The following is a 13,102-nucleotide window of genomic DNA, read 5'->3' on the forward strand; positions in this document are numbered from 1 at the left end:
CCGGGCGTCACCGGTGACTCCGCCTCCCTCGCCGGTCAGGCGATGGGGCAGACCTACCTGCACTGGGCAACGACGGGGGTCAGGGCAGGACGACGATCTTGCCGGTCTGCTCGCCGGCGGACATCCGGGCCAGGCCGGTCCCGACGTCGGACAGGGCGATCTCCGAGTCGACGACCGGCCGCACCCCGGTCCGTGCGCAGAACCGCAGCAGCGCGGCGAGGTCCTCGCGCGAACCCATCGTCACGCCCTGCACTCGGAGCTCGTTGAAGAAGACGCGGGTCAGCTCGGCCGGCGGGGCGTCCCCGCTGGTCGCGCCGCACACGACGATCGTCCCCCCGGGGCGCAGGGACCGCACCGAGTGCGCCCAGGTGGCCTTGCCGACCGACTCCATGACGGCGTCGACCCGGGCCGGCAGCCGCTCACCCGGCTCGAGAGCGGCGGTCGCCCCGAGCTCGAGGGCGCGGTCGCGCTTCGCGGCGTCCCGCGAGGTGGCGACGACCTCGAGGCCGGCCGCGGCGCCGAGGACGATGGCGGCGGTGGCGACCCCGCCACCGACGCCCTGGACCAGCACGCGGTCGCCGGGGTGCAGGTCCGCCGCGCGGAACAGCATCCGGTAGGCGGTCAGCCACGCGGTCGGCAGGCACGCCGCCTCGGCGAAGGACAGCTCGGCCGGCTTCGGCACCAGGTTCGCCGTGGGGACGGACACCTTCTCGGCCAGGGTCCCGGGGTACTTCTCGCTGAGCAGCGTGCGCCGCTCCCGCGGCCCGACACCGTGGCCGTCGGCGCCGACGACCCCGTGCACGACCACCTCGGTCCCGTCGGGTGCGACACCGGCCGCGTCCGTGCCGAGGATCATCGGCAGCTGCTCCTCGCGCAGCCCGACCCCGCGCAGCGACCACAGGTCGTGGTGGTTCAGGCTCGCGGCGCGGACCTCGACGGTGGTCCAGTGCTCACGGGGTTCGGGGTCCGGACGGTCGGTGACCTCCAGACCGTCGAGCGGGGAGTCCGGGGCGAAGCGGGCGACGGTGGCAGCAAGCATGCCCCCCAACCTACCCACGGGTGTCCAGCGGAGCGCCGGCACGGCCGTCGGCCGGGTCGGGCCCGATCCCCGCGAGTCAGGCCGTGCCGCGACGGGTCAGGGCCGTCCGCCGCGAGTCAGGCCGTGCCGCGACGAGTCAGGGAGCCGGCTGCGGTTCCTCCGCACCGACGTCGAACAACCAGGCGATGCCGTACCGGTCCGTGAGCTGACCGTAGTAGTCGCCCCACGGCGCCATCTCGAACGGCATGACGTCGGTAGCGCCGTCGGAGAGGCCCGACACGACGCCCCGGACGTACGCCAGGTCCTCCGGGCCTCCGGTCAGCGAGACGGTGATGCCGCGGTTCGGTGCGACGTAGGGGGTCGAGGAGGGGGTGTCGGACGCCATGAGCACCAGTCCGCCGGTGGTGGTCACCGAGCCGTGCATGACGAGGTGTCCCTCGGACGGGTCGTCGATCATGCCGGGGATGGAGTCGAAGGTGTTGATCTCGACCTCGCCGCCGAGCACCGCCCCGTAGAACTCGAGGGCGTCGCGCGCCTCGGTGCGAAAGCTGAGGTAAGGGGTGAGCCGTGCCATCGTGACCTCCACGGTCGGGTGCTCCGCCGGCGGCGGCACGTCCACGGTAGGTCGCTGCCGGGACGCTCGCGCGGCCGACCGGGGTCGAGGTGTGCCGGTCCACCCTGACTCGCGGCGTGCGGCCCTGACTCGCGGCGTGCGGCCCTGACTCGCGGCGTGCGGCCCTGACTCGCGGAGCCGCGTCAGGCGGGGGAGTGCCGGTCGACGTCGGCCAGGAAGCCGCGGACCAGCGGTCCCATCTGGTCGAACTCCAGCAGGAAGCCGTCGTGGCCGAAGTCCGACCTGATGAGGTGGGTGCCGGTCGCGTGCCGCAGCCCCGCGGCGATCCGGTCGGACAGCACGGGCGGGAACAGCCGGTCGGAGTCGACGGCGACGACGAGCGCCCGGGCCTCGACCTGGGCCAGCGCGGCGTCGACGCCGCCGCGGTCGCGTCCGACGTCGTGGGTCATCATCGACTCGGTGAGGCGCAGGTAGGAGTTGGCGTCGAAGCGACGGGCGAGCTTGTCGCCGTGGTGGTCCAGGTAGGACTGCACCGCGAAGCGGCCGTCGGTCTGGGGGTCCTCCCCGCCCTGGGGGATGCGGCCGAACCGTTCGTCGAGCTCCCGCGCGGTGCGGTAGGTGGTGTGCGCGATCTGGCGCGCGATGCCGAGCCCGGCGTGCGGACCCTCGCCGTCGGGGGCGTCGTAGTAGTCGCCGCCGTTCCACCGGGGGTCGGAGCGGATGGCCCCGAGCTGCGGGTGCGCCCACGCGATCTGGTCGCCGGTCGACTGGGCGCCCGTGGCGATCGAGACGATCGAGCGCACCTCGATGCCCGCCTCGGGGCCGAGCAGAGCCCACTCCAGCACCCGCATCCCGCCCATCGATCCGCCGATGACGGTCGCCCACGACCGGATGCCGAGCAGCCGGGCGAGCTCGATCTCGACGGCGACCTGGTCGCGGGTCGTGATGCGCGGGAAGCGGCCTCCCCACGGGAGCCCGTCCGGGGCGGTCGAGGCCGGTCCGGTGGTGCCCTGACAGCCACCGAGCACGTTCGGGACCACGACGAAGTACTCGTCGGTGTCGATCGGCGCCCCCGGCCCGATCATCGGCTCCCACCAGCCGGCAGTCGCCTGCCCCGGACCGGCGGGGCCCCGCACGTGCGCGTCCCCCGTCAGAGCGTGCAGCACGAGGACGGCGTTGGAGCCGTCGGGGGCGAGCCGTCCGTGGGTCTCGTAGGCGACCCGGACGTCAGGGAGCCGGGTCCCGCTCTCCAGGTCGAACGTGCCGACGTCGCGGAAGTGCCGGTCACCCGCCGGATGGCCCTCGCGCCAGGCACCCGACGCCGGGGCCGGACCGGCGGGTCCACGTCGGGCGCCGCGCGGTGACCTCCAGACCGTCTCGGTACCGGTGAGGTGGGTGGTCGTGGGGGTCATCGTCTCTCCAGGCGGCGGTGCCGGTGCGGGCGGCGGGGTGCGGGCGGACGAGCAGCGCACGCGGCGGGTGGGGCTGCACGGCGTGGAGACGCAGGCAGGCGAACGTGCGCGGGGTCTACGGGCACATTCGACGTGTCATGCCGTCGACGGTAACCAACGGATCTGCGCGTGCCCAGCCCGATCTCACGATGCGGGACCACATGTCGAGACGGTCGGGGACGGGTGGCGAGACGTGGCGCACCTCACGCGACGTACGCTGGGCAGATGGGGGAGACGCGCCGTCGCGTCGTCGAGATCGTCGGCATCTACCACGCCGAGGGCAGCCTGCTCGGCGAGGTCCGGTACGCACTGGGCAGGATGCGCGGCACGGCGCACTGCGCGCTCTGCGACATCACGCACGGGGCCCTCCGGCGCAAGCGGTCCTGGGACGCGTACGTCGCCGGCCTGGGCGTGCCCGTCCGGCTCCTCCACCTCGACGAGATGCCCGACGACGTCGCGTCGTCCGTCGCCCGCACGGGCAGTCCCGTCGTCCTCGGGCGCACCCCGGACGACGACCTCGTCACCCTGCTGGACGCCGATGCCCTCGAGGTCCTGCAGGGTGACGTGGACGCCTTCGCCGGGGCGCTCGCACGGGCCCTGGAAGCGGTGGCCCGCTGACCGTCGTCAGGGCCGGAGCAGGACCTTGGTGGCCCGTCGCTCGTCCATGGCGGCATAGGCCTCGGCGACGTCGGCCAGGCGCATCTCGGCGTCGAAGACCCGACCGGGTCGGATCGCCCCGGACAGGACGTCGTCGAGCAGCTCGGCCATGTGCGTGCGGGCCGGGGCCATGCCGCCGCCCACGGTGATGTTCCGCCGGAACAGGGTCCCGATCGGCACCTGGGAGCCGCCGTGCGGCACCCCGACGAACCCGACCCGGCCGCCGCCGCGCACCGACCCGAGCGCCTGGTCCATCGACTGCTCCGTGCCGACGCACTCCAGGGCCGCGTCGGCGAGCTCGCCGCCCAGCAGGTCGCGCAGCGCCGCGACACCCTCGTCGCCCCGCTCGGCGACGACGTCGTCCGCACCGAGCTCGCGCGCGAGCGCGGCCCGGTCCTCGTGGCGCGAGAACGCCACGACGCGGGCGGCGCCGAGCCGCTTGGCCGCGATGACGCCGCACAGTCCCACGGCGCCGTCGCCCACGACCGCCACGGTGTCCCCGGGGCCGACCCCCGCCGAGACGGCGGCGTGGTGGCCCGTCGACATGACGTCGGCCAGCGCCAGCAGGTCCGGCACGAGCCCGGCGGCCTCGAGCTCCTCCTCGCTGCGACCGACCGGGAACAGGGAGTGCTGCGCGAGCGGGATGCGCACGCGCTCGCTCTGCGCGCCGTCGACCGGGTGGCCGTCGCGGTCCGTGGACCCGAAGCCGGTGACGTGGTCGCAGGCGGAGGGGAAGCCGGCGCGGCAGGACTGGCACTCCCCGCAGCTCAGCGAGAACGGCACGACGACGAAGTCCCCGGGGGCCGCGGACGTCACCGCGGCGCCCACCTTCTCGACGACCCCGACCAGCTCGTGGCCGATGGGGTGCGGCTCCCGGGTCCGGGTGACGCCGCGGTAGGGCCACAGGTCGGAACCGCACACGCACGCCGCCACCACGCGCAGCACGGCGTCGTGGTCGGTGTGCAGGACGGGGTCGGGGCGGTTCTCGGCGCGGATGTCGCGCGGGGCGTGGATCATGGTGGCGAGCATGGACCCACCGTAGGCCGACGACGGCGGTGGCACCCGCCGTCGTCGGCCGCGGCCGGAGGTGGCTCCGGTCACCGTCGGTCAGCCGGCGAGCGCCGCCTTGGCGGCCGTGAAGCCGAGCTCGAGGTCCGCGAGGATGTCCTCGACGTCCTCGATGCCCACCGCGAGGCGCACCAGGCCGGGGGTGACCCCGGACAGCGCCTGCTCGGCCTCGGTGAGCTGGCTGTGCGTGGTCGAGGCGGGGTGGATCACCAGCGACCGCACGTCGCCGATGTTGGCCACGTGCGAGTGCAGGCGCAGGGCCGAGACGAACGCCTGCCCGGCGTCCGCGCCGCCGTCGAGCTCGAACGCGAGCACGGCGCCCGACCCGCGCGGGGCGTAGCGCTGCTGGACGGCGTGCCACGGGCTGGACTCGAGGCCGGCGTAGTGGACCGTCCGCACGTCGGCGCGGGCCTCCAACCACTCCGCGACCCGCTGGGCGTTGTCCACGTGCCGCTCCATCCGCAGCGACAGCGTCTCGACGCCCTGGGCGATCTGGAAGGCGTTGAAGGGAGAGACGGCCGCGCCGAGGTCGCGCAGGAGCTGGACCCGGGCCTTGAGGATGTAGGCCAGGTTGGCGCCGAGCGCCCCGCCGACGCCGAGGTCGCGGGCGTAGACGAGCCCGTTGTACGAGGGGTCGGGCGTGTTGAACCCGGGGAACCGCTCGGGGTGGCGGGCGTAGTCGAAGTTCCCCGAGTCCACGACGACGCCGGCCACCGTCGTGCCGTGCCCGCCGAGGTACTTGGTCGCCGAGTGCACGACGACGTCGGCCCCGTGCTCGATCGGGCGCACCAGGTACGGCGTCGCCACGGTGTTGTCGACGATGAGCGGCACCTGCGCCGCGTGCGCGACGTCCGCGACGAGGGCGATGTCGAGGACGTCGTTCTTGGGGTTGGGGATGGTCTCGGCGAAGAACGCCTTCGTGTTGTCCTGCACCGCCGCGCGCCAGGCGTCGGCGTCGTGGGCGTCCTCGACGAACGTCGTGGTGATGCCGAACCGCGGCAGCGTGTGCTTGAACAGGTTGTAGGTGCCGCCGTACAGGCTGGCGCTGGCGACGACGTGGTCGCCGGCCTCGGCGACGTTGAGGATCGCGAAGGTCTCCGCGGCCTGACCGGAGGCGAGCAGCAGCGCGCCGACACCGCCCTCGAGGTCGGCGATGCGGTTCTCGACCGTCTCCTGGGTCGGGTTGGTGATGCGCGTGTAGATCGGGCCGAGCTCGGCCAGCGCGAAGCGGTTCGCCGCGGTCTTCGCGTCGTCGAAGACGTACGACGTGGTCTGGTAGATCGGCAGGGCGCGCGCCCCCGTGGCGGGGTCGGGCGTCTGGCCGGCGTGGATCTGGCGGGTCGCGAACGACCAGCGGGGCGTGTCGGTCATGGGTGGCTCCTGGGTTCCGGCGGGTCGGGAGGACGGGTGGCGCGCACGTGCTCCCACGGCCGGGCCGACACGTTCCGGGCCGAGGGCCGGACGTGGGCAGGCGAACGTGCGCTGGGTCAGCGGCACATTCGACGCGTGGTCATGTGACGACGGTAGGCCGGATATCTCGCTGAGCGGAAGGGGGTGTCCATCCAGCGAGACGCCTGGGCGGAATGGGGTCTTTACGGCCTTCTGGCGTTTCGCTAGGTTCGTCGGACGTGGGTCGACAACCGAGGGAGTGGCCGGCGATGGGGCATGGCGACCGGGGTGTGCGGGGCAGGTTCGCGCGGGTGGCGACGGCGGGGGCGGTGACGATGGGCCTGGCGCTGACCTCGGGCGCGGCCGTGGTCCCGGCAGCCGTCGCGGTGGACGGCGTGACGACGATCGAGCTGGACACCGACCATGCGTGGTTCGGACAGATCGCCGACGTGCCGGTCACCGTGACCGAGGGCGGTGCGCCGGCGGAAGGTCACGTCCAGCTCTTCGTGGATGGATCGCGCCAGGTGCCGCTGATCGAGCTCAGCGGGGGCAGGGCCACGCTGCCGCTGTTCACGGATCTCCAGACCGTCGGCGTGCACGAGCTCGAGGTCCGGCACCTCGACCCGGACGCGACGTCGGAGTGCCGCTGCGCCTCCTCCGCGACGACGTCGGTGGAGATCCTCGAGCCGTCGGCACCGCTCCTCACGCCCGCGTCGTGGATCCATGGCGCCCCGACCACGCTCCGGTTCGACGTCACGGGGACGGACCTGCCCACCCTCGGGTCCGTCGAGCTGCAGCTGCACGACTCGGTCGCTGCGCAGCTCGTGGACGGCGTGGCCGATCTCGAGATCGCCGGCGACGAGGTCACCGGCTCGATGATCGTGCTGGTGCAGCGCCGGGCCGACGGGGAGGTCCTGACGCGCTGGCGGCTGCCGGTCGACGTCCTGCCGGCTCCGGTCACCGTGGAGGCCGAGATCCCCGGGACCTGGCGCCGGGGCGAGATCGTGCGGATCCCGGTCGAGGTGACGTCCGCTTACGGGACGCCCACCGGGGCCGTCTCGGTGGCCCTGATGGACGACGGCGCGGGAGTCCCGTTGACGCGGGAGAGCCTCGTCGACGGGCGGGCGGAGCTCGCGGTCGACGTCGCGGACCTCCCGGGCGGGGAGCAGCAGATCGAGGTGAGCGTCGCGACGGGAGACGGGTTCGAGAGCACCCGGAAGCAGTACACGGTCGACGTCCTGCCCGCAGCGACGCGCACCGTGGTCTCCACCGCCTCTCGCTGGACGTATGGCACGGGTCGAACCGTCACCGTCGACGTCACGTCCCCGGCCGGGACGCCCGAGGGGCGGGTCGTGCTCTACCAGGCGGGGACCAGGATCGCCGGGGCGGACCTGGTGCAGGGCCACGCGTCCGCGGACGTCCGCGGCAAGAAGGTCGAGCCGGGCCGGCGCACGATCGTCGCGAAGTTCGTCCCGGCCACGCCCGACCATGCAGCGTCGCGCACCTCGTGGACGCAGCGGGTCCGCAAGGCGCAGCCGACCGTGCGGCTGCGCATGAAGCGCACCGCCTACCTGGCGTACGCCGACCTCACGGGCGGCAAGCCGGGCCGGATCGTCGTCCGGACGACGGGGGTGCCCGAGGTGGGCAAGCTGGTGCTGCAGACCCGTGACCCCGCCGCGAAGAACGACGGCTGGCGCTCACGGAAGTCGTGGTGGCTCAGCCGGAGCGAGGACGGGGTCCAGCGGATCAAGGTCCCCGGGCGCTACCTCGACAAGGTCGGCGGGCGGACGGGACGGGTCTATCTCCGCATCCGCTACATCCCCGCCGACAGCGAGCACGTCGCGAAGCGCCGGTCGCCGCGGGTGACGATCTACCACCTCTGACCCGGGCCGCGACCCGCCCGGGACGACGAAGGCCCCCACCCGCCGCAGCGGGTGGGGGCCTTCGTCAGGGCGCCGCGTGGCAGCGGACGCCGGGGTCAGTGGTGGTAGCCGGAGTCCTTCGCGCGCTGGATCGAGCGGTTGATCTCGTGCTCGGCGTCCTCGCGGCCGACCCAGTGGGCGCCCTCGACGGACTTGCCCGGCTCGAGGTCCTTGTAGACCTCGAAGAAGTGCTGGATCTCCAGGCGGTGGAAGTCGGAGACGTCGTCGATGTCCTGGCGCCAGGCGGCGCGCTGGTCGCCCGTCGGGACGCACAGCACCTTGTCGTCACCGCCCGCCTCGTCGCGCATGCGGAACATCCCCAGCGCGCGGCACTTGATCAGGCAGCCGGGGAAGGTCGGCTCCTCGAGCAGGACCATGGCGTCCAGCGGGTCACCGTCCTCGCCGAGGGTGCCCTCGATGAACCCGTAGTCGTCCGGGTATCGCGTCGAGGTGAAGAGCATGCGGTCCAGACGGATGCGACCGGTCTCGTGATCCACCTCGTACTTGTTCCGCTGACCCTTGGGGATCTCGATGGTGACGTCGAACTCCACAGTTCCTCCGCTCTGAAATGCCTGTGCGCCTCCCCAAGTGTGCCATGCAGGGGCGCGCGACGAGCGCGTGAGCGGCGGCTCGGCGCGCTCGCGGTGCGACCCGGGCGTGCGACAATGCGGGCTGACCGAGCCTGCGTGTGACCAGGTTCACGACACCGGGGGAGGATCGCATGGGGTGGCGCCTGAGGGTCGGTGCCGCCGTGACGTCGGTCCTCACGCTGTTCGGCGGGTACCTCGTGGCCGACGCCTACGACGTCGTGCCCGGGATGGTCACGTTCGACCCGCCCCACGAGTCGCCCGCCCCGTTCCCCTCCGCGCCGGGTGCCACCACCGGACCCAGCCCCCGGGTCGCCGTGCCGCCGCTGTCGTCCGAGGCGCCCGTCCCGGACGCCGACGCCGTCGGCCGGCTCGTGACCGACCTCGCCGACGACGAGCGGCTCGGGAGACGGGTGGGCGTGCTGGTCACCGACGCCGACTCCGGCGAGACGCTCGGCGCCCACCGGGCGGACCGCTTCATGGTGCCCGCCTCCACGCAGAAGATCCTCACCGCCGTGGCCGCCTACGAGGGGCCCGGCGGTGACGTCACCCTCCCCACCCGCGCCGTGCTGCAGGGGACCTCCCACGTCGTGCTCGTCGGCGGCGGGGACATGATGCTCGCCCCCGACGCCGGGGACCCCGACGCCGTCAACGGGCGGGCGGGCCTCGGCGACCTGGCCGACCAGGTCGTGGCGGAGCTCGGGCTGACCGGCCCGGACGCCGTCACCGTGTCGGTCGACGACACGCTGTTCCGCGGGCCGGCCGTCGCCCCCTCGGTCCGGGAGAGCGACGCCGACGCCGGGTACGTGGCCCCCGTCGCGGCGCTCGCCGTCGACGTCGCACGGCTGGACGACGACAAGTACGCCCCGCGACAGTCCGACCCGGCGATGGCCGCCGCCGAGACGTTCGCGGACGCACTCTCGGAGCGGGGGCTCCGGGTGGACGGCCGCGTCGACCGGCAGAAGGCGCCCTCCTCGGCCCGGGAGATCGGGCGGGTCGAGTCCGCGCCGCTGGGGGAGGTCGTCGACTACTTCCTCGTCGAGTCGGACAACACCCTCACCGAGGTGGTCGGCCGGATCGTGGCCGTCGACGCCGGACTGCCCGGCACGGGCTCGGCCGCGGTCAGCGAGGTGATGGCGGTCGTCGAGCGTCTCGGGGTCGACCTGTCGGGTGCCGAGCTGGCGGACCTGTCCGGCCTCGGCACCGGGTCCCGGATGACGTCCCGCCAGCTCGTCGACACCCTGGACCTCGCCGCCCGGGACCCCGCGCTGCGCGAGACCCTCGTCGGGCTGCCGATCGCGGGGATGCAGGGAACGCTCGCGGACCGGTTCGGGACGGGCAACCCCGGGCGCGGGTACACGCAGGCGAAGACCGGCAGCCTGCCCGACACCCGGGCGCTGTCCGGCACCGTGGTCACCTCCGACGACCGGCTGCTGCTGTTCACCGTGATGGCCGACCGGATCCCGGACGGGCAGTCCTGGGGCGCCAACCTCATCATCGACCGCTTCGTCGGCGAGCTCGCCGCCTGCGGGTGCCGTCCCGGGCGCTGACGGGCCCACGTCCGGCGCACGCCCGGCGGCCCGCCGTTACGGTGGTCCCGTGACCTCCACCAGCACCCTCGTCGACTGGCAGACCGCGGCCCAGATCGCACGGCGCGTCGGGCGCCCCGGCCCGGTGGCGTCCCGCGCGGAGCTGGACGACCTCGTCGAGGGGCTGCGCACCGCCGCGCAGGACGCCGTGCCGCACGTGCTGCGGGTGACGCGCATGCGGCCCGCCGACGCCGACGTGGAGCGCGAGCGGGACTCCTCCGGGCGGTTCACCCGGCGCGTCCGGGTCGAGCACGCCGACCTCGGCGACGTCCGCGTCGTCGACCGCGCCACCTGGGCCCGGGCGAACACGACGTCGATGGCCGCGCTCACCGACCCGGTGCTCGCCGGGCTGGACCTGGCCGCCCGTCCCGTCGAGTCCTCCACCGCCCGCCTGGCCGCCGCCGCCGAGGTCGGCGGGCTGCTCGCCCTGCTGTCCTCCAAGGTGCTCGGTCAGTTCGACCCGTACGGTCCCGGGCGACCGACCCTGCTGCTCGTGGCGCCCAACGTGCTGGCCGCGGAACGGGCCATGCAGCTCGACCCGCAGGACTTCCGCCTCTGGGTCTGCCTGCACGAGCAGACCCACGCCCTGCAGTTCGCCGCCGCGCCCTGGCTCGCCGGGCACCTCGCCGACCGCATGGGTGCGCTGCTGCGGGACGTCACCGCCTCGTCGGTCGCGCTCAGCCACGCGCCGCTGCGCGACAAGGTCGCCCTCGTGGGGCGCACGCTGCTCGACGCGGTCCGGGGCGACCTCACCACGCCCGTCGACCAGGTGCTGGGACCGGACCAGAAGGAGCAGCTCGCCGAGATCACCGCCGTCATGGCCCTGCTCGAGGGGCACGCCGACGTCATGATGGACGCCGTCGGACGGCGTGTGGTGCCGAGCGTGCGCACCATCCGGTCGCGGTTCGAGAAGCGTCGTGACGGCGAGGGTGCGCCGCGGGTCGACGTCGTGCTGCGCCGGGTGCTCGGCATGGACGCCAAGATCGCCCAGTACCGCGACGGGGCCGCGTTCGTGCGGGCCGTCGAGGAGAAGGTCGGCCGGGACGGGTTGAACGCCGTCTGGGCCGAGCCCGGGAACCTCCCGAGCGCGCGCGAGATCTCCGACCCCCGCGCCTGGGTGCGTCGCGTGCACTCCTGAGAGTCCCGTGCCCCGCATCGACCCGGCGCTCGCCGCCGCCCGCACCGCCGTCCGCGCCGACCTCGCCGACCTGGGCCCGGACGACCTGCTGCTGGTCGCCTGCTCGGGCGGCCCCGACTCCCTGGCGCTCGCCGCCGCCGTCGCGCACGAGGCGCGCCGCGTGGGCCGGTCGGTGCGCTCGCGCGGGTACGCCGTGCGAGCGGGCGCCGTCGTCGTCGACCACGGTCTGCAGCCCGGGTCGGACGCCGTCGCCGAACGCGCCGCGCAGCAGTGCCGCGCCCTGGGGCTGGACCCGGTCGTGGTGCGGGAGGCCGCGGTCGTCGGGACGCGCGACGGCGCCGAGGGTGCGGCCCGCGCGGCGCGGTACGCCGCGCTGGAGGCCGTTGCGCAGGAGACGGGCGCGACCGCGGTGCTCCTCGGGCACACCCTCGACGACCAGGCGGAGCAGGTCCTGCTCGGGCTCGCGCGCGGCAGCGGCGCGCGGTCGCTCGGCGGCATGCCGGCGCGCCGGGGACGGTACCGCCGTCCGCTGCTCGGGCTGCGGCGCGCGCAGACCGCCGCGGCGTGCGTCGCGAGCGGTCTCGAGCCGTGGCACGACCCGACGAACGACCCGGACGCCGTCCACGGCGGACCCGTGCCGCTGCGGTCGGCGGTGCGCGGACGGCTGCTGCCGGTCCTGACCGACGTGCTCGGCCCCGGCGCGGTGGAGGCGCTCGCCCGCAGCGCCGACCAGCTCCGGGACGACGCGGCCGTGCTCGACGCCCAGGCCGCCGATCTCCTCACCCGTGCCCTGCCCGACCCCGGCACGGCCGTGGCCGACGAAGGGCCCGACGGTGACGGGGCCGCCCTCGTGCTCGACGTCGCACCGCTGGCCGCCGCACCGGCCGCCCTGCGGCGGCGGGCGCTGCGGGAGGCGGCGCTCCGGGTCGGGTGCCCGCCCGGGACGACGACGGCCCGGCACGTGGACGCGCTCGACGCGTTGGTGGTGCGCTGGCGCGGCCAGGGGGAGGTGCACCTGCCCGCGGACGTCCGGGCCACGCGGGACTGTGGCAGGCTGTTCCTGCGGCCGTCGGTGACGGGACCGCGTCACCATGCCCCGCACCCCGAGGAGTAGCCCCGTGGACAAGTCGGACGTCGCCGGCGACCTCGCCGACATCCTGATCACCGAGGAGCAGATCGGCACCCGCCTGGACGAGATGGCGGCGCAGATCGACGCCGACTACGCCGGCAAGGACGTGCTCCTCGTCGGCGTGCTCAAGGGCGCGGTCATGGTCATGGCCGACCTGTCCCGCCGGCTCCACCACCCGCTGGAGATGGACTGGATGGCGGTGTCGTCCTACGGCTCGGGCACCAAGTCCTCCGGCGTGGTCCGCATCCTCAAGGACCTCGACACGGACCTGACCGGCCGTGACGTCCTCATCGCCGAGGACATCATCGACTCCGGTCTGACCCTGTCGTGGCTCGTGCAGAACCTGCGGTCCCGCGGTCCGGCGTCCGTGGAGATCGCGACGCTGCTGCGCAAGCCCGACGCGGCCAAGGTCGACGTCGACGTCCGCTACGTGGGCTTCGACATCCCCAACGAGTTCGTCGTCGGCTACGGCCTCGACTACGCCGAGAAGTACCGGAACCTGCCGTTCATCGGGACCCTGGCGCCGCACGTCTACTCGTGACGCCTGACGCCCTGGGCG

General features: G+C 74.2%; 12 protein-coding genes. 6 read left to right on the top strand and 6 right to left on the bottom strand.

Annotation, left to right across the window (positions count from 1 at the left end; all coding sequences use genetic code 11):
- Positions 1–79 precede the first annotated feature (79 nt).
- From Q6347_RS12385 to Q6347_RS12395, 3 genes are all read right to left on the bottom strand, one after another.
- On the bottom strand, positions 80–1,039 hold the full coding sequence (locus tag Q6347_RS12385) for a zinc-binding dehydrogenase (RefSeq protein WP_304607505.1): 960 nt from the start codon (positions 1,037–1,039) through the stop codon (positions 80–82).
- Positions 1,040–1,175: 136 nt separating this feature from the next.
- Positions 1,176–1,658, bottom strand: a complete 483-nt coding sequence (locus tag Q6347_RS12390; RefSeq protein ID WP_304607506.1) for a VOC family protein — start codon at positions 1,656–1,658, stop codon at positions 1,176–1,178.
- 137 nt (positions 1,659–1,795) lie between these two features.
- The gene (locus Q6347_RS12395) at positions 1,796–3,025 is read right to left on the bottom strand and encodes a homoserine O-acetyltransferase (protein ID WP_304607507.1); all 1,230 of its coding nucleotides are present in this window, start codon (positions 3,023–3,025) and stop codon (positions 1,796–1,798) included.
- Between the two features lie 264 nt (positions 3,026–3,289).
- Here Q6347_RS12395 and Q6347_RS12400 point away from each other — a divergent pair, with 264 nt between their 5' ends.
- Positions 3,290–3,682, top strand: coding sequence for a hypothetical protein (locus Q6347_RS12400; RefSeq protein WP_304603099.1), 393 nt, complete (start codon positions 3,290–3,292; stop codon positions 3,680–3,682).
- 6 nt (positions 3,683–3,688) lie between these two features.
- Here Q6347_RS12400 and Q6347_RS12405 read toward each other — a convergent pair whose 3' ends face one another.
- Both Q6347_RS12405 and Q6347_RS12410 read right to left on the bottom strand, forming a co-directional pair.
- A complete protein-coding gene (locus Q6347_RS12405; RefSeq protein WP_304607508.1) occupies positions 3,689–4,750 on the bottom strand; it encodes a zinc-dependent alcohol dehydrogenase family protein in 1,062 nt (353 codons plus the stop codon).
- Positions 4,751–4,828: 78 nt separating this feature from the next.
- Positions 4,829–6,160 carry a bifunctional o-acetylhomoserine/o-acetylserine sulfhydrylase gene (locus Q6347_RS12410; RefSeq protein WP_304607509.1) on the bottom strand — a complete coding sequence of 444 codons (1,332 nt, stop codon included), beginning with the start codon at positions 6,158–6,160 and terminating at the stop codon, positions 4,829–4,831.
- Positions 6,161–6,447: 287 nt separating this feature from the next.
- Between Q6347_RS12410 and Q6347_RS12415 the strand changes: the two genes are divergently transcribed.
- On the top strand, positions 6,448–8,061 hold the full coding sequence (locus tag Q6347_RS12415) for a hypothetical protein (RefSeq protein WP_304607510.1): 1,614 nt from the start codon (positions 6,448–6,450) through the stop codon (positions 8,059–8,061).
- Between the two features lie 95 nt (positions 8,062–8,156).
- On the opposite strand, the gene Q6347_RS12420 is transcribed toward Q6347_RS12415, so the two are convergent.
- The gene (locus Q6347_RS12420; protein ID WP_171245588.1) at positions 8,157–8,651 is read right to left on the bottom strand and encodes an inorganic diphosphatase; all 495 of its coding nucleotides are present in this window, start codon (positions 8,649–8,651) and stop codon (positions 8,157–8,159) included.
- Positions 8,652–8,821: 170 nt separating this feature from the next.
- On the opposite strand from Q6347_RS12420, the gene Q6347_RS12425 reads away from it, so the two are divergent.
- The 4 genes from Q6347_RS12425 to hpt are packed head-to-tail and all read left to right on the top strand — an operon-like array spanning position 8,822 to position 13,084.
- Entirely contained in the window at positions 8,822–10,237 is a 1,416-nt protein-coding gene (locus Q6347_RS12425; RefSeq protein WP_304603102.1) for a D-alanyl-D-alanine carboxypeptidase/D-alanyl-D-alanine-endopeptidase, read from the top strand.
- 49 nt (positions 10,238–10,286) lie between these two features.
- On the top strand, positions 10,287–11,414 hold the full coding sequence (locus Q6347_RS12430; RefSeq protein WP_304607511.1) for a zinc-dependent metalloprotease: 1,128 nt from the start codon (positions 10,287–10,289) through the stop codon (positions 11,412–11,414).
- Between the two features lie 7 nt (positions 11,415–11,421).
- A complete protein-coding gene (gene tilS, locus Q6347_RS12435; protein WP_304607512.1) occupies positions 11,422–12,528 on the top strand; it encodes a tRNA lysidine(34) synthetase TilS in 1,107 nt (368 codons plus the stop codon).
- Positions 12,506–13,084: a hypoxanthine phosphoribosyltransferase gene (hpt, locus tag Q6347_RS12440; protein ID WP_369810852.1), complete on the top strand. Its 579-nt coding sequence runs from the start codon at positions 12,506–12,508 to the stop codon at positions 13,082–13,084. Before tilS ends, hpt begins: the two co-directional genes overlap by 23 nt.
- Positions 13,085–13,102: the final 18 nt, after the last annotated feature.

Origin of the sequence: Isoptericola sp. b408 (assembly GCF_030588085.1) — a bacterium.
In the GTDB taxonomy this organism is placed as follows: domain Bacteria; phylum Actinomycetota; class Actinomycetes; order Actinomycetales; family Cellulomonadaceae; genus Isoptericola; species Isoptericola sediminis.